The organism is Bacillus sp. FJAT-27225 (assembly GCF_001685025.1).
Taxonomy (GTDB): domain Bacteria; phylum Bacillota; class Bacilli; order Bacillales; family Cytobacillaceae; genus Bacillus_D.
The window spans coordinates 26113-52273 of record NZ_MAYU01000026.1; the positions used below are offsets into that span (position 1 = coordinate 26113).

31 protein-coding genes and 1 other annotated feature are annotated in these 26161 nt (G+C 44.8%); all 31 genes read right to left on the reverse strand.

Features of this window, described 5'->3' with window-relative positions; all coding sequences use genetic code 11:
- Positions 1-49: 49 nt before the first annotated feature.
- Positions 50-418, reverse strand: a complete 369-nt coding sequence (gene rplN, locus A8F94_RS24270) for a 50S ribosomal protein L14 (RefSeq protein WP_066207108.1) — start codon at positions 416-418, stop codon at positions 50-52.
- 39 nt (positions 419-457) lie between these two features.
- Complete coding sequence (gene rpsQ, locus A8F94_RS24275; RefSeq protein WP_066207109.1) at positions 458-721, reverse strand: 30S ribosomal protein S17; 264 nt, start codon at positions 719-721, stop codon at positions 458-460.
- 19 nt (positions 722-740) lie between these two features.
- Positions 741-944 (reverse strand): 50S ribosomal protein L29, encoded by a 204-nt coding sequence (gene rpmC / locus A8F94_RS24280; RefSeq protein WP_043931561.1) that lies wholly within the window; start codon positions 942-944, stop codon positions 741-743.
- Positions 934-1368: a 50S ribosomal protein L16 gene (gene rplP, locus A8F94_RS24285; RefSeq protein WP_066207110.1), complete on the reverse strand. Its 435-nt coding sequence runs from the start codon at positions 1366-1368 to the stop codon at positions 934-936. The genes rpmC and rplP overlap by 11 nt, the downstream gene beginning before the upstream one ends.
- 2 nt (positions 1369-1370) lie before the next feature.
- Entirely contained in the window at positions 1371-2027 is a 657-nt protein-coding gene (gene rpsC, locus A8F94_RS24290; protein WP_066207113.1) for a 30S ribosomal protein S3, read from the reverse strand.
- Positions 2028-2030: 3 nt separating this feature from the next.
- The gene (gene rplV / locus A8F94_RS24295) at positions 2031-2372 is read right to left on the reverse strand and encodes a 50S ribosomal protein L22 (protein WP_066207115.1); all 342 of its coding nucleotides are present in this window, start codon (positions 2370-2372) and stop codon (positions 2031-2033) included.
- Between the two features lie 18 nt (positions 2373-2390).
- The gene (rpsS, locus tag A8F94_RS24300; RefSeq protein ID WP_066207117.1) at positions 2391-2666 is read right to left on the reverse strand and encodes a 30S ribosomal protein S19; all 276 of its coding nucleotides are present in this window, start codon (positions 2664-2666) and stop codon (positions 2391-2393) included.
- Between the two features lie 60 nt (positions 2667-2726).
- Complete coding sequence (rplB, locus tag A8F94_RS24305; protein WP_066207122.1) at positions 2727-3557, reverse strand: 50S ribosomal protein L2; 831 nt, start codon at positions 3555-3557, stop codon at positions 2727-2729.
- Positions 3558-3585: 28 nt separating this feature from the next.
- A complete protein-coding gene (gene rplW, locus A8F94_RS24310; RefSeq protein ID WP_175384516.1) occupies positions 3586-3873 on the reverse strand; it encodes a 50S ribosomal protein L23 in 288 nt (95 codons plus the stop codon).
- Positions 3870-4493, reverse strand: coding sequence for a 50S ribosomal protein L4 (rplD, locus tag A8F94_RS24315; RefSeq protein ID WP_066207127.1), 624 nt, complete (start codon positions 4491-4493; stop codon positions 3870-3872). The genes rplW and rplD overlap by 4 nt, the downstream gene beginning before the upstream one ends.
- Before the next feature lie 29 nt (positions 4494-4522).
- Positions 4523-5149 (reverse strand): 50S ribosomal protein L3, encoded by a 627-nt coding sequence (gene rplC / locus A8F94_RS24320; protein WP_066207133.1) that lies wholly within the window; start codon positions 5147-5149, stop codon positions 4523-4525.
- Positions 5150-5188: 39 nt separating this feature from the next.
- Entirely contained in the window at positions 5189-5497 is a 309-nt protein-coding gene (gene rpsJ, locus A8F94_RS24325; protein WP_048823008.1) for a 30S ribosomal protein S10, read from the reverse strand.
- 397 nt (positions 5498-5894) lie between these two features.
- Positions 5895-7082: an elongation factor Tu gene (gene tuf, locus A8F94_RS24330; protein ID WP_066207136.1), complete on the reverse strand. Its 1188-nt coding sequence runs from the start codon at positions 7080-7082 to the stop codon at positions 5895-5897.
- Positions 7083-7196: 114 nt separating this feature from the next.
- Positions 7197-9275, reverse strand: coding sequence for an elongation factor G (fusA, locus tag A8F94_RS24335; protein ID WP_066207137.1), 2079 nt, complete (start codon positions 9273-9275; stop codon positions 7197-7199).
- Positions 9276-9574: 299 nt separating this feature from the next.
- Positions 9575-10045, reverse strand: coding sequence for a 30S ribosomal protein S7 (rpsG, locus tag A8F94_RS24340; protein WP_066207138.1), 471 nt, complete (start codon positions 10043-10045; stop codon positions 9575-9577).
- A gap of 43 nt (positions 10046-10088) precedes the next feature.
- Positions 10089-10511, reverse strand: a complete 423-nt coding sequence (gene rpsL, locus A8F94_RS24345; protein ID WP_066207141.1) for a 30S ribosomal protein S12 — start codon at positions 10509-10511, stop codon at positions 10089-10091.
- Between the two features lie 102 nt (positions 10512-10613).
- Positions 10614-10862 (reverse strand): 50S ribosomal protein L7ae-like protein, encoded by a 249-nt coding sequence (locus tag A8F94_RS24350; protein ID WP_066207144.1) that lies wholly within the window; start codon positions 10860-10862, stop codon positions 10614-10616.
- A gap of 172 nt (positions 10863-11034) precedes the next feature.
- Entirely contained in the window at positions 11035-14631 is a 3597-nt protein-coding gene (gene rpoC / locus A8F94_RS24355) for a DNA-directed RNA polymerase subunit beta' (RefSeq protein WP_066207147.1), read from the reverse strand.
- Positions 14632-14797: 166 nt separating this feature from the next.
- Positions 14798-18358 (reverse strand): DNA-directed RNA polymerase subunit beta, encoded by a 3561-nt coding sequence (gene rpoB, locus A8F94_RS24360; protein WP_066207150.1) that lies wholly within the window; start codon positions 18356-18358, stop codon positions 14798-14800.
- A 288-nt stretch (positions 18359-18646) separates the two neighbouring features.
- Entirely contained in the window at positions 18647-19249 is a 603-nt protein-coding gene (locus tag A8F94_RS24365; RefSeq protein ID WP_066207152.1) for a class I SAM-dependent methyltransferase, read from the reverse strand.
- A gap of 395 nt (positions 19250-19644) precedes the next feature.
- Positions 19645-20007, reverse strand: a complete 363-nt coding sequence (gene rplL / locus A8F94_RS24370) for a 50S ribosomal protein L7/L12 (RefSeq protein ID WP_066207154.1) — start codon at positions 20005-20007, stop codon at positions 19645-19647.
- A gap of 55 nt (positions 20008-20062) precedes the next feature.
- Positions 20063-20563 carry a 50S ribosomal protein L10 gene (rplJ, locus tag A8F94_RS24375; RefSeq protein WP_066207157.1) on the reverse strand — a complete coding sequence of 167 codons (501 nt, stop codon included), beginning with the start codon at positions 20561-20563 and terminating at the stop codon, positions 20063-20065.
- Between the two features lie 33 nt (positions 20564-20596).
- Positions 20597-20739 (reverse strand) — a sequence feature (ribosomal protein L10 leader region).
- A 53-nt stretch (positions 20740-20792) separates the two neighbouring features.
- Positions 20793-21482 carry a 50S ribosomal protein L1 gene (rplA, locus tag A8F94_RS24380; RefSeq protein WP_066207159.1) on the reverse strand — a complete coding sequence of 230 codons (690 nt, stop codon included), beginning with the start codon at positions 21480-21482 and terminating at the stop codon, positions 20793-20795.
- A gap of 208 nt (positions 21483-21690) precedes the next feature.
- Complete coding sequence (gene rplK, locus A8F94_RS24385) at positions 21691-22116, reverse strand: 50S ribosomal protein L11 (RefSeq protein ID WP_066207162.1); 426 nt, start codon at positions 22114-22116, stop codon at positions 21691-21693.
- 421 nt (positions 22117-22537) lie between these two features.
- Complete coding sequence (nusG, locus tag A8F94_RS24390; RefSeq protein WP_066207168.1) at positions 22538-23071, reverse strand: transcription termination/antitermination protein NusG; 534 nt, start codon at positions 23069-23071, stop codon at positions 22538-22540.
- Between the two features lie 194 nt (positions 23072-23265).
- Positions 23266-23457, reverse strand: coding sequence for a preprotein translocase subunit SecE (secE, locus tag A8F94_RS24395; RefSeq protein ID WP_066207171.1), 192 nt, complete (start codon positions 23455-23457; stop codon positions 23266-23268).
- 44 nt (positions 23458-23501) lie between these two features.
- A complete protein-coding gene (gene rpmG, locus A8F94_RS24400; RefSeq protein ID WP_066207174.1) occupies positions 23502-23651 on the reverse strand; it encodes a 50S ribosomal protein L33 in 150 nt (49 codons plus the stop codon).
- 102 nt (positions 23652-23753) lie between these two features.
- Complete coding sequence (gene sigH, locus A8F94_RS24405) at positions 23754-24419, reverse strand: RNA polymerase sporulation sigma factor SigH (RefSeq protein ID WP_302621332.1); 666 nt, start codon at positions 24417-24419, stop codon at positions 23754-23756.
- Positions 24420-24482: 63 nt separating this feature from the next.
- On the reverse strand, positions 24483-24992 hold the full coding sequence (locus A8F94_RS24410) for an NYN domain-containing protein (protein ID WP_066207180.1): 510 nt from the start codon (positions 24990-24992) through the stop codon (positions 24483-24485).
- Positions 24993-24994: 2 nt separating this feature from the next.
- On the reverse strand, positions 24995-25738 hold the full coding sequence (gene rlmB / locus A8F94_RS24415) for a 23S rRNA (guanosine(2251)-2'-O)-methyltransferase RlmB (protein WP_066207183.1): 744 nt from the start codon (positions 25736-25738) through the stop codon (positions 24995-24997).
- A gap of 1 nt (position 25739) precedes the next feature.
- On the reverse strand, positions 25740-26159 hold the full coding sequence (locus A8F94_RS24420) for a Mini-ribonuclease 3 (RefSeq protein ID WP_066207185.1): 420 nt from the start codon (positions 26157-26159) through the stop codon (positions 25740-25742).
- Positions 26160-26161: the final 2 nt, after the last annotated feature.

Here is a 26161-nt window from a genome sequence, read left to right on the forward strand (position 1 = left end):
GTGCGCACCTCCTTAAAGGCATTTGAGTTTGTGTTATGTCAAGTACTAATTAAAGTACTTCTGGAGCAAGTGAAATGATTTTCATAAAGTTGCTGTCGCGCAGTTCGCGTGCAACAGGTCCAAATATACGAGTTCCTCGTGGACTCTTGTCATCGCGGATAATTACACATGCGTTTTCATCAAACTTAATGTAAGTACCGTCTGGACGGCGTGCGCCACTCTTAGTCCGTACGATTACCGCTTTAACGATATCGCCTTTTTTAACAACGCCACCTGGTGTTGCTTGTTTGACTGTGCAGACGATCACATCGCCGATACCTGCAGTCTTGCGGCCGGAACCTCCAAGGACTTTAATTGTCAGTACTTCACGAGCACCAGAGTTGTCAGCAACTTTTAAACGTGATTCTTGTTGGATCATTCGTGTAACCTCCCTTCGGATGAAAGCTTATCCGAACAATTAGATAATAACTGCTTTTTCAACGACTTCTACAAGGCGGAAGCGTTTTGTAGCTGAAAGCGGGCGAGTTTCCATAATGCGTACTACGTCACCGATTTTTGCTTGGTTTTGCTCATCATGAGCCTTGAATTTCTTAGAGTATTTAACGCGTTTACCGTAAAGAGGATGCTTTTTGTGTGTTTCGACAAGAACAGTAACGGTTTTATCCATTTTGTCAGACACAACGCGTCCGGTGTAAACTTTGCGTTGGTTGCGTTCGCTCATTAGGCGGACCTCCTCTCAATTATCGATTGTTAACGCCGATTTCCCTTTCGCGGACAACAGTTTTCATGCGCGCGATGGACTTGCGCACTTCCCTGATACGGGCAGTGTTTTCAAGCTGTCCAGTCGCCAATTGAAAGCGAAGGTTGAAAAGTTCTTCTTTTAATGATTTGACTTTTTGCTCAAGTTCGGCAGTGGTAAGGTCACGAAGTTCATTAGCTTTCATTTGATTCACCACCAATTTCTTCTCGTTTTACAAACTTGCATTTAACTGGCAGTTTGTGGGCGGCAAGGCGGAGAGCCTCACGAGCAATCTCTTCAGGTACACCGGCAACTTCAAACATAATCTTGCCAGGCTTTACAACAGCGACCCAGCCCTCAGGAGAACCTTTACCGGAACCCATACGTACTTCAAGTGGCTTTGCAGTGTATGGCTTGTGTGGGAAAATCTTAATCCATACTTTACCGCCACGTTTCATATAACGAGTCATCGCAATACGGGCAGATTCAATTTGACGGTTTGTGATCCAAGAGGCTTCAACAGCCTGGAGGCCGTATTCACCAAAAGTTACTTCAGTTCCACCTTTTGCTTGACCGCGCATTTTTCCACGGTGTTGACGGCGGTATTTTACACGTTTAGGCAATAACATGTTTATTTGCCTCCTTCCTCGGATTTCTTCTTCGTTGGAAGGACTTCACCCTTGTAGATCCAAACTTTTACGCCAAGTTTGCCGTAAGTTGTATCTGCTTCGGCAGTAGCATAGTCAATATCTGCACGAAGTGTATGAAGGGGAACAGTTCCTTCGCTGTAATGTTCAGAACGAGCGATATCTGCACCGCCAAGACGGCCGGATACCATGGTTTTGATACCTTTTGCACCTGCACGCATAGCGCGTTGGATAACTTGCTTCTGAGCACGGCGGAAAGATACCCGATTTTCAAGTTGACGAGCGATGTTTTCAGCAACAAGCTTAGCATCGATGTCTGCTTTCTTAATTTCAAGGATATTGATGTGGACCCTTTTGCCTGTAAGTTGGTTTAACGCTTTTCGGAGCGCTTCAACTTCTGTACCGCCTTTACCGATTACCATACCTGGCTTAGCAGTGTGAACAGTAACGTTAACACGGTTAGCAGCGCGTTCGATTTCCACTTTAGATACAGATGCGTCTTTTAGGCGCTTCTGGATATATTCACGAACTTTAATATCTTCATGAAGAAGATCAGCAAAGTCTTTGCCTGCGTACCATTTTGATTCCCAATCACGGATAATACCAATACGCATGCCGACTGGATTTACCTTTTGACCCACTAATTATCCCTCCTTCTTTTCTGATAGAACGATTGTGATGTGGCTAGTGCGTTTATTAATCGCACTTGCACGGCCTTGTGCACGTGGACGGAAACGCTTCAGAGTTGGACCTTCGTCAACGAAAGCCTGTTCAACAACAAGGTTATTAACGTCCATTTCATAATTGTGTTCTGCATTTGCCATAGCAGATTTCAAAACTTTTTCTACGATTGGGGAAGCAGCTTTCGGAGTCAAATTCAGAATCGCTACAGCTTCACCAACTTGCTTACCTCGAATTAAATCTACGACTAAACGAGCTTTACGAGGAGCAATACGAACTGTTCTAGCAACAGCTTTTGCTTGCATTAGGATGCCCTCCTCTCATTAACGTCTGGTTTTCTTATCGTCAGCGGCATGACCTTTATAAGCACGAGTTGGAGCGAATTCTCCAAGCTTGTGGCCTACCATATCCTCGGTCACGTAAACTGGTACATGTTTGCGTCCATCATATACAGCGATTGTATGGCCGATGAATTGTGGGAAAATAGTAGAACGGCGTGACCATGTCTTCACTACCTGTTTGCTGTCTGCACCAAGGCTTTCCACCTTTTTCATTAGATGCTCATCAACAAAAGGCCCTTTTTTCAAACTGCGACCCATGTGGGTACCTCCCTTCGAGACCGTTCTACGGTTCTGTATTCGAACCGTAGTTCAATCACGTTATTTTTTGCGGCGTCGTACAATGAATTTGTCAGACTTATTCTTTTTCTTGCGAGTTTTACGGCCAAGTGTAGGCTTGCCCCATGGTGACATAGGTGATTTACGTCCGATTGGAGTACGTCCTTCACCACCACCGTGCGGGTGATCATTCGGGTTCATAACAGAACCACGGACAGTTGGGCGTTTGCCTAACCAGCGTGAACGTCCTGCTTTACCAATGTTAATAAGCTCATGTTGTTCATTGCCTACCTGGCCAACACTCGCGCGGCAAGTAGCAAGGATCATGCGTACTTCACCAGAGTTCAAACGAACAAGAACGTATTTGCCTTCTTTACCAAGAACTTGTGCTGAAGTTCCAGCCGAACGGACTAATTGCCCGCCTTTTCCAGGCTTTAGTTCAATGTTGTGAACAACTGTACCAACAGGGATGTTGGCAAGTGGAAGTGCGTTTCCTATTTTAATGTCTGCTTCAGTGCCAGACATGATTTCCATGCCGACCTTAAGATTTTTAGGAGCAAGAATGTAACGCTTTTCTCCATCCACATAGTTAATCAAAGCAATGTTTGCTGAACGGTTTGGATCGTATTCGATAGTAGCAACGCGTCCTGGAATGCCATCTTTATCGCGTTTAAAGTCGATTAGACGGTATTGACGCTTATGGCCGCCACCTTGATGACGAACAGTCAACTTACCCTGGTTGTTACGGCCGCCTTTTCTTGTAACCGGAGCTAACAAAGACTTCTCCGGAGTGCTCGTTGTGATTTCAGCAAAATCAGAAACAGTCATGCCGCGACGACCATTAGAGGTAGGTTTGTACTTTTTAATCGCCATTTGATTTCCCTCCTCTTCTAGTTATATTCTAGGATTCAAAAATTTCGATTTCTTTACTATCAGCAGTCAATTTAACGATGGCCTTACGGCGTTTGTTTGTGTAACCGCCGAACTTGCCCATACGCTTGAATTTGCCTTTATAGTTCATGATGTTTACTTTTTCAACATCAACACCAAAGATTGACTCGATAGCATCTTTAACTTGAGTCTTGTTGGCTCTAACGTCCACTTCGAACGTATACTTCTTTTCAGCCATTAAATCTGTAGAACGTTCGGTGATAACGGGGCGCTTAATGACATCGCGTGCATCCATTATGCAAGCACCTCCTCTACTTTTTCAACAGCAGCTTTGGTGATAATCAGCTTGTCGTGATTAAGGACATCTAAGACATTTATGCCGTTGGCAGTTACTACTGTAACGCCAGGAAGATTCCTTGCAGACAATGCTACATTTTCATCGAGGTCAGCTGTTACAACAAGTGCCTTCTTTTCAACAGAAAGTCCTTTAAGGACACTCTTGAATTCTTTTGTTTTCGGAGCATCGAAAGCCAGGCTTTCAAGAACCAATACATTTTCTTCAAGAACTTTTGAGGATAACGCAGATTTAATTGCTAGACGGCGTACTTTTCTAGGCAGCTTATAGCTGTAGCTCCGAGGTACTGGACCGAATACTGTGCCGCCGCCTCTCCATTGTGGTGAGCGGATTGATCCTTGGCGCGCACGGCCTGTTCCTTTTTGTCTCCACGGCTTGCGTCCGCCGCCAGCCACTTCAGAACGGATTTTAGTTTTGTGTGTTCCTTGGCGAAGTGAAGACCTTTGCATCAGCACTGCTTCAAAAAGAACATGCTGGTTAGGCTCAATGCCGAACACTGTATCATTAAGTTCGATTTCACCAACTTGTGAACCGTTTTGGTTAAATAATGCTACTTTAGGCATTCGTTTGTTCCTCCTTTCTAACGAAGTCTCTATGCTTTAATCGCGGTTTTGATTTTAACTAGTGATTTTCTTGGTCCAGGCACGTTGCCTTTAACAAGAAGCAGATTGCGGTCTGTATCAACCTTTACAATTTCAAGGTTTTGGACAGTTACAACTTCCCCACCCATACGGCCTGGCAATGCCTTGCCTTTAAATACGCGGTTAGGGGCAACAGGTCCCATGGAGCCTGGGCGGCGGTGGTAACGGGAACCATGAGTCATAGGTCCGCGGGATTGTCCATGGCGTTTAATTGAGCCTTGGAATCCTTTACCTTTAGATACTCCGGTTACATCCACGATGTCGCCTTCTGCAAATATATCAACTTTGACTTCCTGACCAACTTCAAATGCTGCCAAGTCTACTCCGCGGAACTCGCGAACGAAGCGCTTAGGAGCAGTATTAGCCTTTGCGGCATGTCCCTTTTCAGGCTTATTGGAAACTTTATCGCGTTTGTCTTCAAAACCGATTTGGACCGCTTCATAGCCATCGCTTTCTGCAGTCTTCTTTTGAAGCACAACGTTTCCAGCAGCCTGGATTACAGTTACAGGGATTAGGTTGCCGTTTTCAGCAAATACTTGAGTCATACCAATCTTTCTTCCTAAGATTCCTTTGGTCATTCGTCACACCTCCTGATAAATAAATAATGTATTTTTGTATTAAAGTTTGATTTCAATGTCAACGCCGGATGGCAGGTCTAAACGCATCAGCGAATCAACTGTTTGTGGAGTTGGGTTCACAATGTCGATAAGACGCTTGTGTGTACGCATCTCGAATTGCTCACGAGAATCCTTGTACTTATGCACCGCACGAAGGATCGTGTAGACAGCCTTCTCAGTTGGAAGCGGAATTGGACCAGATACTGCTGCTCCGGAACGCTTGGCTGTCTCAACAATTTTTTCAGCTGACTGATCCAGAATCCTGTGATCATACGCCTTTAAACGGATACGAATTTTTTGTTTTGCCATTATTTTTCCCTCCTTTTCGCCTATTTTCAAAATAGACATTCTCCGTGAAAATCTCCTAAGCACACTCGCCATGGCAAAGCGGCCGGGTGTGTCAGCAACCTCTCACATCATCGCAGTCAAAGACCAACATTGTCTATTATACATAAATTAGCGCCCAAAATCAATATGATTTTAAGGTTTTTTATGTTTCGCACACTTTTACTATTATAGCGGCACAACAGATAGAATGCAATGTTTTATTCATAATGAGATCCAGATCCATATATCCTCTTTCTTCCATCTCGAATTCCATAAAAATAATGCCTACTATATAGAAGAAACTCGACTTTCGAGTTGGTTTATTAGACAAATAAAAAACAGGCGGATCGTCACCCGCCTGTTTTTAAAACAAATTTAATTATTCTTGGATAGAAGCAACAACGCCAGCGCCTACTGTACGTCCACCTTCACGAATAGAGAACTTAGTTCCTTCTTCGATCGCAACTGGAGCGATAAGCTCAACTGTCATTTCAATGTTGTCGCCAGGCATAACCATTTCTACGCCTTCTGGAAGGTTACAGATACCTGTAATGTCAGAAGTACGGAAATAGAATTGTGGACGGTAGTTTGAGAAGAATGGAGTATGGCGTCCACCTTCTTCTTTAGACAAAACGTAAACTTCCGCTTTGAACTTTGTATGTGGAGTGATGGATTTTGGCTTCGCCAAAACTTGTCCACGCTCGATTTCTTCACGTGCTACACCACGAAGAAGTGCCCCGATGTTGTCACCAGCTTCTGCATAGTCAAGTAGCTTACGGAACATTTCTACACCTGTTACAGTAGTAGATTTTGGTTCTTCAGTGAAACCAACGATTTCAACAACGTCACCGACTTTAACTTGTCCGCGTTCTACACGGCCAGTTGCAACAGTACCACGGCCAGTGATGGAGAATACGTCCTCAACAGGCATCATGAATGGCTTTTCAGTGTCACGAGTTGGAGTTGGGATATAAGCGTCAACCGCATCCATAAGTTCAATGATTTTTTCTTCCCAAGCTGCATCGCCTTCAAGAGCTTTAAGAGCAGAACCTTTGATAACTGGAGTGTCATCGCCAGGGAAATCGTATTCGCTAAGAAGGTCACGGATTTCCATTTCAACTAGCTCAAGAAGTTCTTCGTCGTCAACCATGTCACACTTGTTCATGAATACAACAAGGTAAGGAACGCCTACCTGACGGGAAAGAAGGATGTGCTCACGAGTTTGTGGCATTGGACCGTCAGCAGCAGATACTACAAGGATACCGCCGTCCATTTGAGCTGCACCAGTGATCATGTTTTTAACGTAGTCAGCGTGACCTGGGCAGTCAACGTGTGCATAGTGTCGGTTAGCAGTTTCATACTCAACGTGGGAAGTTGAGATTGTGATACCACGCTCTTTTTCTTCTGGAGCAGCGTCAATTTGGTCATAACCGCGCGCTTCTCCACCGCCAGCTTTAGAAAGCACAGTAGTGATTGCAGCAGTCAAAGTAGTTTTACCATGGTCAACGTGACCTATTGTACCGATATTAACGTGTGGCTTGGAACGGTCGAATTTAGCTTTACCCATTAGGAATTTCCTCCTTTAATTTTAAAAGATTTAAGTATTTTGAGCGGCTGGGAATACAGGATTCCCAGCCTATGCTTACATAGTAGTTATACTTGATTGAAAGATGAAAATCAATTATTCACCTTTATTTTTTTTGATGATTTCTTCGGAAACAGATTTAGGAACTTCTTCGTAATGATCAAAGTGCATCGAGAATACTCCACGTCCTTGCGTTGCAGAACGAAGGGAAGTTGCATAACCAAACATTTCCGAAAGTGGAACCATCGCTTTAACTACTTGAGCGTTTCCGCGGGCTTCCATACCTTCAACCCGTCCGCGACGAGCTGTAAGCATACCCATGATATCACCCATGTATTCTTCAGGAATAACAACTTCAACCCTCATGACTGGCTCAAGAATGACTGGCGCACACTTTGACGCAGCGTTCTTAAGAGCCATGGAAGCAGCGATTTTAAACGCCATTTCCGAGGAGTCAACATCGTGGTAAGAACCATCGAATAGACGTGCTTTAATGTCTACAAGCGGGTAGCCTGCAAGAACACCACGATCAAGAGCATCTACAAGACCAGCTTGAACAGCAGGGATGTATTCACGAGGAACAACACCACCGACGATGCCATTTTCAAATTCGAAGCCTTTTCCTTCCTCGTTTGGAGAGAATTCAATCCAAACATGTCCGTATTGACCACGACCACCAGATTGGCGGGCGAATTTACCTTCAACCTGTGCAGATTGACGGAAAGTTTCGCGGTAGGCAACCTGTGGTGCACCCACATTTGCTTCTACCTTAAATTCACGGCGCATACGGTCAACGAGGATATCCAGGTGAAGTTCACCCATACCGGCGATAATTGTTTGGCCAGTTTCCTGGTCAGTATAAGCACGGAAGGTTGGATCCTCTTCCTGAAGCTTTTGAAGCGCTTGGCCCATTTTATCTTGGTCAGCTTTTGATTTAGGCTCAACAGATAACTGGATTACTGGCTCAGGGAACTGCATAGATTCAAGAATAACAGGGCTCTTATCGTCGCACAGAGTGTCCCCTGTAGTTGTATCTTTCAACCCAACAGCAGCTGCTATATCACCGGAGTAAACCTTTGAAATTTCCTGGCGGTGATTCGCGTGCATTTGAAGGATACGGCCGATACGTTCGCGCTTCCCTTTCGTCGAATTCTGGACATAGGATCCAGATTCGAGTGTTCCTGAGTAAACACGGAAGAATGTAAGTTTACCCACGTAAGGGTCGGTCATAACCTTAAACGCTAGTGCTGAGAACGGCTCTTCATCATCTGAATGGCGTTCGACTTCTTCATCAGTATCAGGAAGAGTACCTTTGATTGCCGGAACATCCAGCGGAGATGGAAGATAGTCAATTACAGCATCAAGCATTAATTGAACACCTTTATTTTTAAATGCAGATCCACAGACAACTGGGTAGAATTCTACATTAAGGGTACCTTTACGGATTGCAGCTTTGATTTCTTCAATCGTCAGCTCCTCACCGCCAAGGTATTTTTCCATCAGTTCTTCATCAAGTTCAGCTACCGCTTCAATTAACTTTTCACGGTATTCCTCAGCTAGTTCCATGTATTCTTCAGGAATATCACCATCAGTGATTTCTGTCCCAAGGTCATTACCATAGAATCTTGCCTTCATTTCAACAAGATCGATAATGCCGCTGAATTGATCTTCAGAACCAATCGGAAGCTGAATTGCATGGGCATTCGCCTGCAAGCGGTCATGTAATGTGCCAACTGAATAAAGGAAGTCTGCACCGATCTTATCCATTTTGTTTACGAATACGATACGTGGTACTCCATAAGTAGTTGCCTGGCGCCATACTGTTTCAGTTTGCGGTTCAACGCCTGACTGAGCATCCAGCACAGCAACTGCACCATCGAGTACACGGAGGGAACGCTCAACTTCAACTGTAAAGTCTACGTGTCCCGGTGTGTCAATAATGTTTACGCGATGGCCTTTCCATTGTGCAGTTGTAGCAGCGGAAGTAATTGTAATACCTCGCTCCTGCTCCTGCTCCATCCAGTCCATCTGAGATGCACCTTCGTGAGTTTCACCAAGTTTGTGAATACGCCCGGTATAATACAGTACGCGTTCAGTGGTGGTTGTTTTACCCGCATCGATATGGGCCATAATCCCGATATTACGAGTATTTTCTAAGGAGAACTCTCTTGCCATTGGGTCTTTCTCCTTCCTTGTTTGAGAGTATATAAAAGATCCGTCGGCAGCTATGTACCACGGTTGCCCGTAAAGCCGGGAGAACCCGGCTCAGGCATTATAATAGCTTGTCTTACTTGAGAAGAACACCGTTTTTAAGGCCTTACGCCGCTAAACGGTTGCTTTCGCCTTTCATTGTCCAGCTGCAGCGCCTAGCCCCTCGAGTCGTTTCGGCCCCTCTGCGGAAGTCAAACTTCGACTTCCCCTTCAAGGCCATCCAACGCTCTTCGTGGCTGTTCAAGGCGCTTTCGCCTTTCATCCTACCAGCGGTAGTGGGCGAATGCTTTGTTGGCTTCTGCCATTTTGTGAGTGTCTTCGCGCTTCTTGACAGATGAGCCAGTATTGTTGGCTGCATCCATGATTTCAGCAGCAAGACGCTGTTCCATCGTTTTCTCACCACGAAGGCGGGAATAGTTTACTAGCCAGCGAAGACCAAGAGTTGTGCGGCGATCAGGGCGCACCTCTACTGGTACTTGGTAGTTTGCACCACCAACACGGCGTGCTCTTACTTCAAGAACAGGCATTATGTTCTTTAGTGCAGCATCGAACACTTCCATAGGTTCTTTACCAGTGCGTTCGCGAATGATATCGAATGCATTGTAAAGAATTGCTTGGGATGTACCTCTTTTACCGTCGATCATCATTTTGTTGATCAGACGAGTTACTAGCTTTGAATTGTAAAGCGGATCTGGCAATACGTCTCTTTTTGCAACAGGACCTTTACGAGGCATGTTTTTTCCTCCTTTCAGAAAATCTTCTATTTAGTGTTCACGTTTATTTTTTAGCAGGTTTAGGACGCTTCGTTCCATACTTGGAACGGCTTTGCATACGGTTGTTAACACCAGCTGTATCAAGAGCGCCACGCACGATGTGGTAACGTACACCCGGTAAGTCTTTTACACGGCCGCCACGGATAAGAACAACACTGTGTTCTTGCAGGTTATGGCCGATACCTGGGATATAAGCTGTTACCTCGATACCGTTAGTCAAGCGCACACGAGCATATTTACGAAGCGCTGAGTTTGGTTTCTTTGGAGTCATCGTCCCAACACGGGTGCAAACACCGCGTTTTTGTGGAGAAGATACGTTGGTTTGAGCTTTTTTGAAACTGTTATAGCCTTTGTTCAATGCAGGGGATTTTGACGTTTCCTCTACAGATTGACGAGGCTTGCGCACTAATTGATTAATTGTAGGCATTGTATTTTTCCTCCCTTCACATCTTTTGTAGTCCCACACATCCAGGTGGTTCTTTTTTTAGCAAAAACAAAGTTCTTGCAGCAGCATCTGCAAAAACAGTTTTTAACGGATTATAGCGACAGCCGAGGTTCCAACTTTTATGCCGCTTGCCTTTCCGAGTTTCTTCATGGAATCGACTTGCAACACGGGAATCCCAAGCTTCTCAGCGATTTCCACCGCTGGTGCTGTAAGTTTTGGTTCAGCATCAGTGGCGATCACCAGCTCTTTTGCACTTCCATTTTCGAGAGCTTTGGCTGCTTGCTTAGTTCCTATTATGAGTTTCCTCGCTTGCAATACTTTTTCATAAGACATTTAACATATCCTCCAAAGTACTGGTTAATAGGAGCACCTTTGCTATATTACCACCCTAGTAATTCATTTGTCAACAAAACTTATAGTTTTTTAACAGGAAAATGCATTCCAAAAACTGGCATCAGCTTTCTTCAAGCTGATGCCTGGTTTTTAAAACGTTCCTTTTGTTTCCCTATTCCACTGTCACTTCTTCAGTTTGTCCAGCTTGAAGGACTGGCTCTGCTTTACGATAACGCTGCATGCCTGTTCCAGCTGGGATTAACTTACCAATAATGACATTCTCTTTCAGGCCGAGCAATTCATCACGTTTACCTTTGATTGCGGCATCGGTAAGTACCCTCGTTGTTTCCTGGAAGGAAGCCGCAGAAAGGAATGAATCTGTTTCCAGAGATGCCTTGGTAATCCCCAGGAGTACCGGGCGGCCAGTTGCCGGCATTTTCCCGTTCAACAGCGCCTTTTCGTTTGCATCGGTAAACTGATGGATATCAAGGAGCATACCAGGAAGAACATCTGTCTCACCGGCATCAATGACGCGAACCTTACGAAGCATTTGGCGGACCATTACTTCGATATGCTTGTCACCGATCTCAACCCCCTGCATTCTGTAAACCTTCTGAACCTCACGCAGCAAGTATTCCTGAACAGAGCCAACATCGGTTACTTTCAACAATTCCTTAGGATCAATTGAACCTTCAGTCAGTTCCTGGCCTCGTGCAACTCTGTCATTCACTGCCACTTTTAGCCTTGCAGTGTATGGAGCGGAGTATGTTTTTGATTCAACCTCACCTTGAATCACAATTTCATGCTGGCGATCCCTTCCCTCGTTAATGCCAACAACGACACCTTCGAGCTCGGAGATAACTGCCTGCCCTTTAGGGTTACGGGCTTCGAACAATTCCTGGATACGCGGCAAACCTTGTGTGATATCGTCTCCAGCAACACCGCCTGTATGGAATGTACGCATTGTAAGCTGAGTTCCTGGCTCACCGATAGATTGGGCGGCAATAATCCCGACCGCTTCGCCTACCTCTACTTCCTGGCCTGTTGCCAGGTTGCGGCCATAACACTTCTTACATACACCATGGCGAGTGTTACATGTAAATGCAGAACGGATTTGAACTTCTTCAATTCCCAAATTAACGATTTCAACTGCAAGATCCTCTGTAATCAATCCGTTTTCAGGAACAATTATATCACCTGTCTCAGGGTGTTTAATATTCCTTCTTGCATAACGGCCGATTAGTCGTTCGTCAAGACCTTCAATGACCTCGGTCCCATCCTTGAGTGCACTGATGTGCAAGCCGCGGTCGGTTCCGCAATCATCTTCTCGGACGATTACATCCTGGGCAACGTCAACAAGACGGCGTGTTAGATATCCGGAGTCAGCAGTTTTAAGGGCCGTGTCGGCAAGACCTTTACGGGCACCGTGGGTAGAGATAAAGTATTCCAATACTGTCAAACCTTCGCGGAAGGATGACTTGATTGGCAATTCAATAATACGACCAGCCGGGTTCGCCATCAGTCCACGCATACCAGCAAGCTGAGTAAAGTTGGATGCATTACCCCTCGCTCCGGAGTCACTCATCATGAAAATTGGATTTGTTTTACTTAGGGAGCCCATCAGCTTGCCCTGAATAGTATCTTTTGCCTGGCTCCAGATAGAAATGACACGGTCATAGCGCTCATCTTCGGTAATCAGGCCGCGTCTGAACTGCTTCTGTACGTTATCCACTTTCTTCTGGGCATCATTCAGAATCTCTTCTTTCTCGCCCAAAACGACAATATCTGCAACACCGACGGTAATGCCGGCTTTTGTCGAATATTTAAAGCCAAGATCCTTCATGCGGTCAAGCATTTTTGAGGTTTCAGTAATCTTAAATCGCTTGAATACCTCGGCAATGATGTTTCCAAGTATTTTTTTCTTGAATGGGTCTACCAATGGCATTTCCTTAATTCGCGCCGGAATGTCAGTCCCTTTTTCAACGAAATACTTTTCAGGAGTTTTCACTTCGAGGTTATCTTTTGTTGGTTCATTAATGTAAGGGAATGATTTTGGCAATATTTCATTGAAAATCAATTTCCCTACAGTTGTTAACAGCAATTGGCTGTTTTGTTCCTCGGTAAATGTTTCATTGTTCAGTGAGCCTGCATGTACAGCGACTCGTGTATGCAGGTGAACGTACCCATTTTGGTAGGCAATCAAGGCTTCATTCGTATCCTTGAAAATCATGCCTTCCCCGATTGCTCCTTCACGTTCCAAAGTCAGGTAGTAGTTACCTAGAACCATGTCTTGGGAAGGTGTAACAACCGGCTTTCCATCCTTGGGGTTCAAAATGTTCTGCGCTGCGAGCATTAGCAGGCGTGCTTCTGCCTGTGCTTCTGCAGATAGCGGAACGTGTACAGCCATTTGGTCACCATCAAAGTCAGCGTTATACGCTGTGCATACTAACGGATGGAGACGGATGGCACGGCCCTCAACCAATGTCGGTTCAAAAGCCTGGATACCAAGCCTGTGTAAAGTCGGGGCACGGTTCAAGAGAACGGGGTGCTCACGGATTACTTCTTCAAGTACATCCCAAACCTCGGGTTGAACGCGTTCGATTTTGCGTTTTGCCGACTTGATGTTATGGGCAAGGCCCTTCTCAACTAATTCCTTCATGACAAAAGGTTTGAACAATTCAAGCGCCATTTCCTTAGGAAGTCCACATTGATACATCTTAAGGTTCGGGCCAACAACGATAACCGAACGGCCTGAATAGTCAACACGCTTACCTAGCAAGTTTTGGCGGAAACGACCTTGTTTCCCTTTCAGCATATGAGAAAGAGATTTCAATGGACGATTGCCTGGTCCAGTTACAGGTCGGCCGCGGCGGCCGTTGTCAATCAAAGCATCAACAGCTTCCTGGAGCATCCGCTTTTCGTTTTGAACAATAATGCTTGGAGCACCAAGGTCGAGAAGGCGCTTCAGGCGGTTGTTCCGGTTTATTACGCGGCGGTACAGATCGTTCAGGTCGGATGTCGCAAAGCGTCCGCCATCCAGTTGGACCATCGGCCGAAGTTCCGGCGGGATAACAGGAAGTACATCAAGAATCATCCATGAAGGGTCATTACCTGATCCACGGAAAGCTTCAATTACTTCAAGACGCTTAATTGCACGTGTGCGCCTCTGCCCCTGGGCAGTTTTCAATTCTTCCTTTAGCGTATCAGCTTCTTTGTTGAGGTCGATATCCTGAAGAAGTTTTTTAATTGCTTCAGCACCCATGGATGCCTGAAATTTATTTCCGTACTTCTCGCGATATGCGCGGTATTCCTTTTCAGAAAGAAGTTGTTTCTTTTCAAGGCTGGTTTCACCAGATTCAGTCACAACATAGGACGCAAAATAAATGACTTCTTCCAAAGCCCGCGGTGACATGTCAAGGACAAGGCCCATACGGCTAGGAATTCCTTTAAAATACCAAATATGAGATACAGGTGCTGCAAGTTCGATATGGCCCATTCGTTCACGTCGTACTTTTGCCCGTGTAACTTCAACGCCACATCGGTCACAGACGACACCCTTATAACGGACGCGTTTGTATTTTCCGCAATGGCATTCCCAGTCCTTTGTTGGCCCGAAAATCCTTTCGCAGAAAAGACCGTCTTTTTCTGGTTTTAATGTACGATAGTTAATCGTTTCCGGCTTTTTTACTTCACCAAATGACCACGAACGGATTTTATCAGGTGATGCAAGGCCGATTTTCATATACTCAAAATTATTAACATCCAGCAAGGGGCCTACCTCCCTTTTAATCTCCAGGTTTTACCCTGTAGCTAGACATAGCTGCTTTCCCGGGCGGTTAAAACAATAAGCCCGGGCAGCTATGGTTAATACCAGAAAAGCATATTCTCGTTGAGAATTGTCTAGCACCGACGCCTAGCGCCTCCGCTTTTCTATATTACTCTTTTGATCCAACTTTTTCAGACTCAAAATTTTGAGACTCAGGCGCAATCGTCAATGTTTCTACCTGTTGCATTTCATCGTCATCTTCAAGATCGCGCATTTCTATTTCCTCTTCATCGCCAGATAGAATTTTAACATCCATACCAAGGCTTTGAAGTTCCTTAATCAACACTTTAAATGATTCTGGAACACCTGGTTCAGGTACATTTTCACCTTTTACAATTGCCTCATACGTCTTCACACGGCCAACGACATCGTCGGACTTGACTGTGAGGATTTCCTGCAATGTATAAGCAGCACCATATGCTTCAAGTGCCCAAACTTCCATCTCGCCAAAACGCTGGCCTCCAAATTGGGCTTTACCGCCAAGAGGCTGCTGCGTAACGAGAGAGTATGGTCCAGTGGAGCGAGCATGCAGCTTATCGTCAACCATGTGTGCCAATTTGATCATATACATGACACCTACAGAAACACGGTTATCGAAAGGCTCACCTGTACGGCCATCATAGAGGACGGTTTTGGCATCGCGCGCCATTCCGGCCTCCTCGATTGTAGCCCACACATCTTCTTCGGTAGCACCGTCAAATACTGGTGATGCTACATGGATACCGAGGGCTCTCGCGGCCATTCCAAGATGGAGTTCAAGCACCTGTCCGATATTCATACGAGATGGAACGCCCAGTGGGTTCAGCATGACATCGACTGGCGTGCCATCTGGCAAATAAGGCATATCCTCCTCAGGCAAGAGACGGGAGATTACCCCCTTATTACCGTGGCGGCCGGCCATCTTATCGCCTTCGTGAATTTTACGTTTTTGAACGATATACACACGCACCAACTGGTTTACACCTGGAGGAAGCTCATCGCCATCTTCACGATTGAAGACTTTCACATCATGGACGATACCACCACCGCCGTGTGGTACACGGAGAGATGTATCCCGTACTTCTCTAGCCTTCTCGCCAAAGATTGCATGAAGAAGACGTTCTTCGGCTGTTAGTTCGGTAACCCCTTTAGGAGTTACTTTACCAACAAGCAAATCTCCATCCTTAACCTCAGCACCGATTCGGATAATTCCACGCTCATCTAGATTGCGAAGCGCATCTTCCCCTACGTTCGGGATATCACGAGTAATTTCTTCAGGTCCCAGTTTTGTATCACGGGACTCAGATTCATATTCTTCAATGTGAATCGATGTATACACATCATCTTTAACAAGGCGCTCACTCATGATGATAGCATCCTCATAGTTGTAGCCATCCCAGTTAACAAAGGCTACAAGCACGTTCCGGCCAAGAGCCAGCTCGCCTTTTTCCATGGAAGGGCCATCAGCAAGAATTTCGCCTTTTGTTACACGGTCACCCACAGTAACAATCGGGCGCTGGTTATAGCAAGTACCTTGGTTGGAGCGGACAAACTTCAGCATCCGGTATTTATCAAGGTCACCCTTGACTTCTTTACCGTCGATTTCCTTCACACGGCGAACCCAGACTTCCCTAGCCTCGACATGTTCAACGATTCCTTCATGCTTACAGATTACTGCAGCACCTGAATCCTTGGCCGACACGTGCTCCATACCTGTTCCAACTCGCGGCGCTTCGGGCTGCATCAACGGAACAGCCTGGCGCTGCATATTCGCTCCCATCAGGGCACGGTTCGAGTCATCATTTTCAAGGAACGGGATACAAGCAGTTGCCGCGGAAACGACCTGTTTAGGCGATACATCCATATAATCGATGCGTTCACGGGCGACAACTGTGTTTTCACCACGGAAACGCGCGATAACGTCCTCATCAAGGAACGAGCCATCATCATCCAGGCGTGCATTTGCCTGCGCTACAACATATAAGTCTTCTTCATCTGCAGTCAGATAATCGATCCTGTCTGTCACTTTACCTGTTTCAGGATCAACCCTGCGGTATGGTGTTTCTATAAAACCAAACCGATTCACTTTTGCAAAAGAAGAAAGTGAGTTAATCAAGCCGATGTTTGGACCTTCAGGCGTTTCAATTGGACACATACGCCCATAGTGGGAATAGTGTACGTCGCGGACTTCAAAGCCAGCCCGTTCACGAGTCAAACCGCCTGGTCCAAGTGCAGAAAGGCGCCGTTTGTGCGTCAATTCAGCCAGCGGGTTTGTTTGGTCCATGAACTGTGAAAGCTGCGAGCTTCCGAAAAACTCTTTTATCGAAGCAATTACCGGACGGATATTAATCAACTGCTGCGGCGTAATTGTTGCTGTATCCTGAATGGACATCCGTTCGCGGACAACCCTTTCCATCCTTGATAAACCAATACGGAATTGGTTTTGCAGCAACTCCCCTACAGAACGCAGACGGCGATTTCCTAGATGGTCAATATCATCCGTATCACCTACTCCGTGGAGTAAGTTAAAGAAATAGCTGATTGACGAAATAATGTCTGCCGGAGTAATATTCTTGATCTGCTCTGGTACATAAGCATTGCTTAGAATATTGATAACTTTTTCATTGTCATCTGTCGGAGCAAAGATCTTTATGCTTTGAAGAACAACATCTCCTTCAATAACAGTTCCTCCAGGCTGGTAGCTATACATATTAATATTCTTTTCAAGAGCCGGTAAAATCCGGTCGAGATTCCTTCTGTCAAGCAGAGTCCCTGCTTCAGCAATAATTTCTCCAGTTTCAGGATCAACCAATGCTTCAGCAAGGCGTTGGCCGAACAGGCGATTTTTAATATGAAGCTTCTTGTTGATTTTATATCGGCCTACGCTGGCCAAATCATAGCGTTTAGGGTCAAAGAAGCGCGAAACAAGAAGGCTTTTTGCATTGTCTACGGTAGGCGGTTCGCCAGGGCGAAGTCTTTCGTAGATTTCAAGCAGCGCCTTTTCAATGCTGTCTGTGTTGTCTTTTTCCAGTGTATTGCGGAGATACTCATTGTCGCCAATGAGGTCGATGATTTCTTGATCAGAGCCGAACCCAAGTGCACGCAAAAGAACCGTAACTGGCAGTTTCCGTGTACGATCTATTCTGACGTATACGACGTCCTTTGCATCTGTTTCATACTCAAGCCAGGCGCCGCGGTTCGGAATAACGGTGGCAGTGAAACCTTTCTTCCCATTTTTATCAACTTTCCCACTGTAGTAAACACTCGGGGAACGCACAAGCTGGGAAACGATAACACGCTCCGCACCATTGATGACGAACGTGCCAGTTTCTGTCATCAGCGGGAAATCGCCCATGAAAACATCCTGGTCTTTAACTTCCCCTGTTTCTTTGTTGACGAGACGGACTTTTACACGCAGCGGAGCTGCAAATGTAACATCCCGCTCTTTTGATTCCTCAACGGAATATTTCGGATCGCCAAGGCTATAATCAATAAATTCTAGAGATAGGTTACCAGTAAAGTCTTCAATCGGTGAAATGTCCTGGAACATCTCACGCAGTCCCTCATCAAGAAACCATTGATAAGAAGAGGTTTGGATTTCAATTAGATTTGGTAATTCTAAAACTTCACTGATTCGCGCGTAACTTCTTCGTTGGCGGTGTCGTCCATACTGAACTAGTTGACCTGTCAACTGATTCACCCCTCAAATCAAGCGTTATTGTAAATCTATCTTTGCCCGCTGCCAAGAAAAGCCCGGACAGTGGACAAAAAAGAAAAAGGGTTTTCACTATAAAAAACCACATTTTTCACATTTTTACCTATTATTTTGTCATCCTTTCCTTTTCATACCATTTTTATACAAAATAAGTCTAGCTGAACAGGAATCTAACCTATTTTACAAAAAAAGCTTGACTTTTAAAAACGGTATAATAAAGATGATGATGGCATTTTATAATATTAACATAGTAGGATTTGTGAGTCAAATATTTTTTGCCCGAATAATGAAGTAGCCTTTTTCTTTATCAACGACTTCAACTTCGCCAAAAAGTTGGTTCAATTTCTCAATTGCGGATGGCGCTCCTTGCTTCTTTTGAATAACCACCCATAATTCTCCCCCGTCAGCCAATCTCTCCCGACTCTGAGAAAAAATTTCATGGACAGTCTTTTTGCCAGCCCGAATAGGCGGGTTTGTCAAGATTGCCGAAAATCCCGTTTCTTTAACACCTTCCAACCGGTCACTTTCATAGATCCTGATATTTTCAACAGCATTGTTTTTCGCATTTTCCTCAGCAAGTCCAAGTGCCCGTTCATTTACATCAATCATATGTACAAGCCGGTCTGTATACGTTTTGGCTAACGCCAATCCAATAGGGCCGTATCCGCAGCCAACGTCAAGTAAAGGACCTTTCACATCGGGAACAGCAAAAGTTTCTATTAAAAGCCTTGAACCGAAGTCCACTTCACCCTTCGAAAAAACCCCGCTGTCCGTCTTAAATCGGAACCGTTGTCCTCTCAAGGTAAAATCCCAATACTTTGGAGCGCTTTCTACACTTGGCTTTTTGGAATAATAATGATCCGCCATAATTTCCACCTCCAGGAATAGCACTGCACTTCTCCAGGAACGTATTATAGCCCCACGAGACACAAAAAGCAAAATAGCCGGTTGGAACCTTCCGGTTAGGAAAGCTCCTGGGAATTAACACACAGGACAGACGCCGTTGTCTGTCACGGGCGCCTTCGCTTTTCTATTAGTCTAGCTGCACAAGAACCGCGCTTCTAAGCTTAACACCGCACGAAGAATAAGCGTTAGCCTTTTCGAGGAGCAGATATGGGCTCGAGGTCGCTTCGGTCCTTCAGGTGAAGTCATAGTGCGACTTCCTTCTCAGGCCCTCCAGTACTTGTCGCCCCTTGGTAAGGTGCCCTTCACTTTTCTATACAAAAAAGCCCGCTTATGCAGCGAGCTTTCTTTCAGGAAAATTACTTAATTTCGACGTTAGCTCCAACTTCATCAAGCTTAGCTTTGATTGCTTCAGCATCTTCTTTAGAAACGCCTTCTTTAAGAGCTTTTGGAGTGTTGTCAACAAGGTCTTTTGCTTCTTTAAGACCAAGGCCTGTGATTTCACGAACAACTTTGATAACTTTGATTTTTTGGTCGCCAGCGCCTGCAAGAATAACATCAAATTCAGTTTGCTCTTCAGCAACTGGGCCAGCAGCGCCACCAGCTACTGCTACAGGAGCAGCTGCAGTTACGCCGAATTCTTCTTCGATAGCTTTTACAAGGTCGTTAAGTTCCAATACAGTCATGGACTTAACTGCTTCAATGATTTGTTCTTTAGTCATTGTGGTATTTCCTCCTCGAATTTGTTTGGATTATGGTAAAGCGAAAACGATCAGCTTACGCGCCTTGTTCTTCCTTTTGTTCTGCAACAGCCTTTGTAGCAAGAGCCAAGTTGCGGATAGGTGCTTGAAGCACGCTGAGTAGCATGGAAAGCAAACCTTCGCGGGATGGAAGTTCTGCAAGAGCCTTTACTTCATCTGCAGTTGCAACGTTTCCTTCGATAACACCTGCTTTAATTTCAAGAGCCTCGTGTTTCTTCGCAAAATCATTCAAGATTTTTGCAGGAGCGACTACATCCTCAGCACTGAATGCAATGGCGTTAGGGCCAGTTAGTGCTTCGTTCAGTCCTGCAAGCTCAGAAGCTTCAGCTGCACGGCGAGTCATCGAGTTTTTGTAAACTTTGAATTCCACGCCAGCTTCACGAAGCTGCTTACGAAGTTCAGTAACTTCCGCAACGTTTAGGCCGCGGTAGTCAACAACAACAGAGGTTACACTGTTTTTGAATTTACCTGCGATCTCGTCAACGATTACTTTCTTTTGTTCAATTGCGCTGCTCATAATTACACCTCCTATAGACTTTGTGCATTTATACCGGGCAATTTAAAAGCCCCCATATCCCGGAAGACATGGAGGCATAATACAATAGCCAATTAACGGCTCATTCTATCGTATTCCCTCGGCAGGATATTAAGCCTTCTGGCACCTGCTGTCTTCGGTACAAATGTATGAAATTCAAACAACAGAAACAATCTTATCAGACTGTAAACTAATTGTCAATAATTTATTTTTAAACAGAAGCAGGATCAACTTTTACGCCAGGGCCCATTGTAGAAGCAACTGTTACGTTCTTCATATATGTCCCCTTTGCAGCAGCCGGCTTTACTTTCACCATTGTTTCGAAAACAGTCTGGAAGTTTTCAACAAGCTTTTCGTCTTCGAAAGAAGCTTTTCCAATTGGAACATGGATATTTCCAGCTTTATCAACGCGGTATTCAACTTTACCAGCTTTGATTTCGTTAATCGCACGAGCTACATCAAAAGTAACAGTGCCTGTTTTAGGGTTTGGCATTAGGCCTTTAGGTCCAAGGACACGGCCAAGCTTACCAACTTCACCCATCATGTCAGGTGTCGCTACGATAACATCGAAGTCAAACCAGCCTTGCTGGATTTTCGCGATATATTCAGAATCTCCTACATAATCTGCACCAGCAGCTTCAGCTTCCTTCACTTTTTCGCCTTTAGCGAAAACAAGGACACGCTGTGTTTTACCAGTTCCATTTGGAAGCACAACCGCTCCACGGATTTGCTGGTCAGCTTTCTTAGGATCTACGCCAAGACGGAAAGCAACTTCAATCGTTGCATCGAATTTTGCAAAATTAGTTTTCTTAGCAAGCTCGATTGCTTCAGCAACCGGATAAGCTTTAGTACGGTCAACAAGCTTAACAGCTTCTTGATACTTCCTGCTCTTTTTAGCCATTTTATATTTCCTCCTTGATTTGTGGTTTTAACGGAATTGGACCTCCCACTTTCAAAAGGTGCAATACACCTTTTTAGAACACAGCTTTGTTCGACGAGAAATCTAAGGATTTCCTTTTTCAGGTACACCGTCTTCCGGACAGAACAAAGGTTGCGTGTGCCAATCAGCTACGCAACCCCCAACATCCAAAAACAGAAACCAGCAGGGATTAATCTTCGATGGTAATACCCATGCTGCGCGCAGTACCTTCAACCATGCGCATTGCTGATTCAACGCTTGCCGCATTTAGGTCAGGCATTTTCTGTTCAGCAATCTCGCGCACTTTGTCGCGCTTAACTGTTGCTACTTTATTACGGTTAGGCTGGCCTGAACCAGACTGAATTCCGGCTGCTACTTTCAAAAGAACTGCAGCTGGAGGGGTTTTCGTAATAAATGTAAAGGAACGGTCTTCAAAAACCGTAATTTCAACAGGAATGATCAGACCTGCCTGGTCTGCAGTACGAGCGTTAAATTCCTTACAGAATCCCATGATGTTTACACCCGCTTGACCCAATGCAGGACCAACTGGTGGCGCTGGGTTAGCTTTACCAGCAGGAATTTGCAATTTAACAACTTTAATTACTTTTTTAGCCACGAGACACACCTCCTTAAAAAGTCCGTGATGTGGTAATAGGGGTAATCCCCTCCCACTCATATAAAAGCCTCCATACATAGCTGGAAGGCATGGCAAATGTCCGGTTTATTGTCCAAGACATACTGACCTTTGAAATGTTACCACTTTTCACTGCTGATTTCAAGTTTTTTTACAAATCCAATTTGTTTTTATCGCAAAAGGATTGAACTTTTTATTATATAAGAGGAATTTTTAAGTTTAATCTTTTAATTTTCTCTCCACAAGGGGAAGCTTCCTAGAATAATCATCACAGGAGAAAATGCGTTCCTTGCATTTTCGAACGGGTCTTCACGCCTTCCGCATCAATCAAATTAAGGTTTCTTTAGTTCCTCTTTTATAGAAACCTAACACGCGTTAAAATAAACGCCAAAAAGTGGTTATTCTATAATTTATCAACCTGGGATACATCCAGTTCAACTGGAGTATCACGGCCAAACATATCGACAAGTACGCGAAGCTTGGACTTGGTCTTGTCCATTTCTTCAATAGTACCGGTTTTGTCTGTAAAAGGACCTTCCTTGACTCTAACTGTTTCACCAATTTCAAAGTCAAGGTCAACCCGCTTTTCTTCAACACCCATACGTTTCAGGATGACAACTACCTCTTCCGGTAAGAGCGGCGTTGGTTTGGAACCTGATCCAGCCGAACCGACAAATCCAGTTACTCCCGGAGTGTTTCGCACAACATACCATGAGTCGTCTGTCATGACCAACTCAACAAGAACATATCCTGGAAATACTTTTCTTTTAACGATCTTCTTCTTGCCGTTTTTTATATCTGTCTCTTCTTCTTCCGGCACAACAACGCGAAAAATCTTATCCTGCATTCCCATTGATTCTACTCGTTTCTCCAGGTTTGCCTTCACCTTGTTTTCATAGCCGGAGTAAGTATGGACCACATACCAGTTCTTTTCCATCGCTAAGGACTTAACGTCCGTCCCTCCCTGCTTGTTTTCTTATACTAATTTTTGCCATCATTATCTTTAAGGCAGGGATGCGGACGCCCCCCAGCCATTAAAACCAATTTCAGGACAAATGAAAAAACCCGTTTTTACCGGGCTTTGTAGAAATTTCCTGCATTATTTTCCATTATACCATGAACAGACTGTGCTTATTCAAGAATTAACCGAATAACCTTTGAAATTCCTAAATCGACAACTGCAAAGAAAATAGCAAAAACGGTGACAGTCGTGATGACCGTAATTGTGTAACGTGTAAGCTCCCTGCGCTTCGGCCAGCTGACCTTTCTCATTTCACGGGCGACTTCACGGAAAAACTTAGGAATTCCACGGAAAAAATTCATAGTTTGTAACCCCCATTTATCCTGTATAGCAATCCTGAGCGCCGCTATCTGGTTTCCTTGTGAACCGTCGAAGCGTTGCAGGTTTTGCAAAACTTTTTTAATTCAAGACGTTCAGTTTTAACCTTGCTGCTTGCGGAAACAGAATAATTCCGGGATCCGCAAACGGAACAGGCAAGAACTGCTTTTTTCGCCATATCGACACCTGCTGCCATTTTTTTGTCATTAAAACTGTAACACGATGGCCCATGCCTGTCAATATGGCTTCAATTTGGTTTCATATTAAATCGACAATTCATTTATCGTTCTAAATGTGAGTATTCACGGATTTCAAGATAGCGCTCCAGCTTTCTTTTAACACGCTGAAGGGCATTGTCAATCGACTTCACATGGCGGTTTAGCTCTTCTGAAATTTCCTGATACGATTGGCCATCCAAATACAAAGCCAGTACCTGGCGCTCAAGATCGCTTAGAAGCTCACCCATTTTCACTTCAATATGGTCGAATTCTTCCTGGTTAATAATGAGTTGTTCGGGATCCATCGCCTTGGCTCCGCTTAGGACATCCATAAGTGTCCGGTCACTTTCATCATCAAAAATAGGCTTGTCCAAAGAAACATATGAATTCAGTGGGATATGCTTTTGCCTTGTCGCTGTTTTGATTGCTGTGATGATTTGCCTTGTTATGCACAATTCAGCAAATGCCTTGAAGGATGTCAGCTTATCGTCACGGAAGTCGCGGATTGCCTTATAGAGGCCAATCATCCCTTCCTGGACGATATCCTCCTTGTCTGCTCCAATCAAGAAATACGAACGTGCCTTTGCCCTGACAAAGTTGCGGTACTTGTGGATTAAGTAATCCAGGGCATCACTGTCTCCACTATGCACTAAATACACAATCTCTTCGTCTTCCATTGCCAGAAAACTGTTGCCTGCCCTCGCCCTTACATCCACATCCACTGAAATCCCTCCGCATGCACATGCATAGATAGAAATATTATACAGTACTGTTTTTTCAAGCGTCAATGTTCATTTTTGGCCTCTGCGCCACTTTTCGAATATTTCTGCCATTTCATCATTGATTGGAATGCGGATAGGAGGCTTCTTTTCTTGAATCCTCTGAACCTTCCTCTCAATCTTTTGGGAAAGAACGCTCATCTCAATTAAAAGCTCACGGGCTGACTTTCTTAGGGCTCCTTGTCCGAAAATGGCCCATTGCTCTGTAAAATCAGACGTAGCAACATGTACTTGCGTTCTGCGATTACTAAGCTCGATTGCCATTTTTTCAATTCTTTCATCAGCTGTCTCATTTTCTCGGGTGAAAATAACTTCCACCTTATGATTTTTATATTTTTTTTCGTTCCCCTGGACATAATGGGCATCAAAAACGACAATAACCCGATAACCAGTGTAGCCTTGATATTCTGCCATCAATTCAACAAGTTTGTCCCTAGCCGCAGGAAGGTCATTATTTTTCAAGTTTCTTAATTCAGGCCATGCCCCGATAATGTTATAGCCATCCACAAGAAGGATATCCATTTTTAATCTCCAAGTGGATGACGATTACGGTAAACCTCATACATCAGCAAAGCAGCAGCTACAGAAGCATTAAGGGAGGTAACCTTGCCCGCCATTGGCAAATGAACAAGAAAATCACATTTTTCCCTGATAAGCCTGCCCATCCCTTTCCCTTCACTGCCGATAACGAGACCCAAAGGAAGAGTAAAATCCTGCTCCCTATAATCCTTGCTTCCCTTCGCATCGGTTCCCGTTATCCAGACGCCTCGTTCCTTTAACTCCTCGATCGTTCTGGCTAAATTGGTTACCCTCGCTACTGGAATATACTCAATTGCCCCAGTTGAAGCTTTGGCAACTGTAGAAGTAAGGCCGACCGCACGGCGCTTCGGGATGATGATGCCATGTGCCCCAACTGCGTCTGCCGTACGCATGATGGATCCTAAGTTATGAGGATCCTCAATCTCATCAAGAATAAGAAAGAATGGTTCTTCGCCCTTTTTTCTGGCAACTTCAAAAAGGTCATCCACCTCAGCGTATTGATATGCCGCCACATAAGCAAGAACTCCCTGGTGGTTTCCCTCTGTCAGCTGGTCAATCTTTTTCTTCGGAACGTATTGGACAATAACATTCGCTTCTTTAGCAAGCTGCGTAATCTGGTTCATCTGCCCGCGCTGGGAGCCTTCTGCTATGAGGATTTTGTTGATATCGCGATGTGACCTCAATGCTTCAAGGACGGGGTTTTTGCCAATGATTGTATCCTCACTCATCCTACTTCCTCCCTTTCATGTCCTCTACATAGCCAAATGCTGCTTTTATTAATTCCTCGAGACGATTTATATTTCTCCCCAGAAACAGATAGCCTAGTAATGCCTCAAATGCAGTGCTATGACGGTATGTGACAACATCCGTATTTTTGGGGATAGATCCCGACTTCGCATTGCGGCCTCTTTTTACAACGGCCAGTTCTTCCTCTGTTAGAAAACCTCTTTCAATAAAATAGAACAAAACTTGGGATTGCGCTTTAGCTGATACATATTTGGTCGCTTCCACATGGAGGCGATGCGGCTTGGCGGTCCCAGCCTGAAGGAGGTGTTGCCTGACATACACTTCAAACACCGCATCCCCCATGTAAGCAAGGGCCAGACTATTAAGCTGTTTTTCATCAATCTTGTTTTCATAGTCAAGCATGG

Bases quoted from the DNA above. Each gene is read 5' to 3' on its own strand.
- rplN (WP_066207108.1), bottom strand. From the start codon at position 418: ATGATCCAACAAGAATCACGTTTAAAAGTTGCTGACAACTCTGGTGCT.
- rpsQ (WP_066207109.1), bottom strand. From the start codon at position 721: ATGAGCGAACGCAACCAACGCAAAGTTTACACCGGACGCGTTGTGTCT.
- rpmC (WP_043931561.1), bottom strand. From the start codon at position 944: ATGAAAGCTAATGAACTTCGTGACCTTACCACTGCCGAACTTGAGCAA.
- rplP (WP_066207110.1), bottom strand. From the start codon at position 1,368: ATGTTATTGCCTAAACGTGTAAAATACCGCCGTCAACACCGTGGAAAA.
- rplV (WP_066207115.1), bottom strand. From the start codon at position 2,372: ATGCAAGCAAAAGCTGTTGCTAGAACAGTTCGTATTGCTCCTCGTAAA.
- rpsS (WP_066207117.1), bottom strand. From the start codon at position 2,666: ATGGGTCGCAGTTTGAAAAAAGGGCCTTTTGTTGATGAGCATCTAATG.
- rplB (WP_066207122.1), bottom strand. From the start codon at position 3,557: ATGGCGATTAAAAAGTACAAACCTACCTCTAATGGTCGTCGCGGCATG.
- rplD (WP_066207127.1), bottom strand. From the start codon at position 4,493: ATGCCTAAAGTAGCATTATTTAACCAAAACGGTTCACAAGTTGGTGAA.
- rplC (WP_066207133.1), bottom strand. From the start codon at position 5,149: ATGACCAAAGGAATCTTAGGAAGAAAGATTGGTATGACTCAAGTATTT.
- rpsJ (WP_048823008.1), bottom strand. From the start codon at position 5,497: ATGGCAAAACAAAAAATTCGTATCCGTTTAAAGGCGTATGATCACAGG.
- tuf (WP_066207136.1), bottom strand. From the start codon at position 7,082: ATGGGTAAAGCTAAATTCGACCGTTCCAAGCCACACGTTAATATCGGT.
- fusA (WP_066207137.1), bottom strand. From the start codon at position 9,275: ATGGCAAGAGAGTTCTCCTTAGAAAATACTCGTAATATCGGGATTATG.
- rpsG (WP_066207138.1), bottom strand. From the start codon at position 10,045: ATGCCTCGTAAAGGTCCTGTTGCAAAAAGAGACGTATTGCCAGATCCG.
- rpsL (WP_066207141.1), bottom strand. From the start codon at position 10,511: ATGCCTACAATTAATCAATTAGTGCGCAAGCCTCGTCAATCTGTAGAG.
- A8F94_RS24350 (WP_066207144.1), bottom strand. From the start codon at position 10,862: ATGTCTTATGAAAAAGTATTGCAAGCGAGGAAACTCATAATAGGAACT.
- A8F94_RS24365 (WP_066207152.1), bottom strand. From the start codon at position 19,249: ATGGCGGATCATTATTATTCCAAAAAGCCAAGTGTAGAAAGCGCTCCA.
- rplL (WP_066207154.1), bottom strand. From the start codon at position 20,007: ATGACTAAAGAACAAATCATTGAAGCAGTTAAGTCCATGACTGTATTG.
- rplJ (WP_066207157.1), bottom strand. From the start codon at position 20,563: ATGAGCAGCGCAATTGAACAAAAGAAAGTAATCGTTGACGAGATCGCA.
- rplA (WP_066207159.1), bottom strand. From the start codon at position 21,482: ATGGCTAAAAAGAGCAGGAAGTATCAAGAAGCTGTTAAGCTTGTTGAC.
- nusG (WP_066207168.1), bottom strand. From the start codon at position 23,071: ATGGAAAAGAACTGGTATGTGGTCCATACTTACTCCGGCTATGAAAAC.
- secE (WP_066207171.1), bottom strand. From the start codon at position 23,457: ATGAATTTTTTCCGTGGAATTCCTAAGTTTTTCCGTGAAGTCGCCCGT.
- rpmG (WP_066207174.1), bottom strand. From the start codon at position 23,651: ATGGCGAAAAAAGCAGTTCTTGCCTGTTCCGTTTGCGGATCCCGGAAT.
- A8F94_RS24410 (WP_066207180.1), bottom strand. From the start codon at position 24,992: ATGGATATCCTTCTTGTGGATGGCTATAACATTATCGGGGCATGGCCT.
- rlmB (WP_066207183.1), bottom strand. From the start codon at position 25,738: ATGAGTGAGGATACAATCATTGGCAAAAACCCCGTCCTTGAAGCATTG.
- A8F94_RS24420 (WP_066207185.1), bottom strand. From the start codon at position 26,159: ATGCTTGACTATGAAAACAAGATTGATGAAAAACAGCTTAATAGTCTG.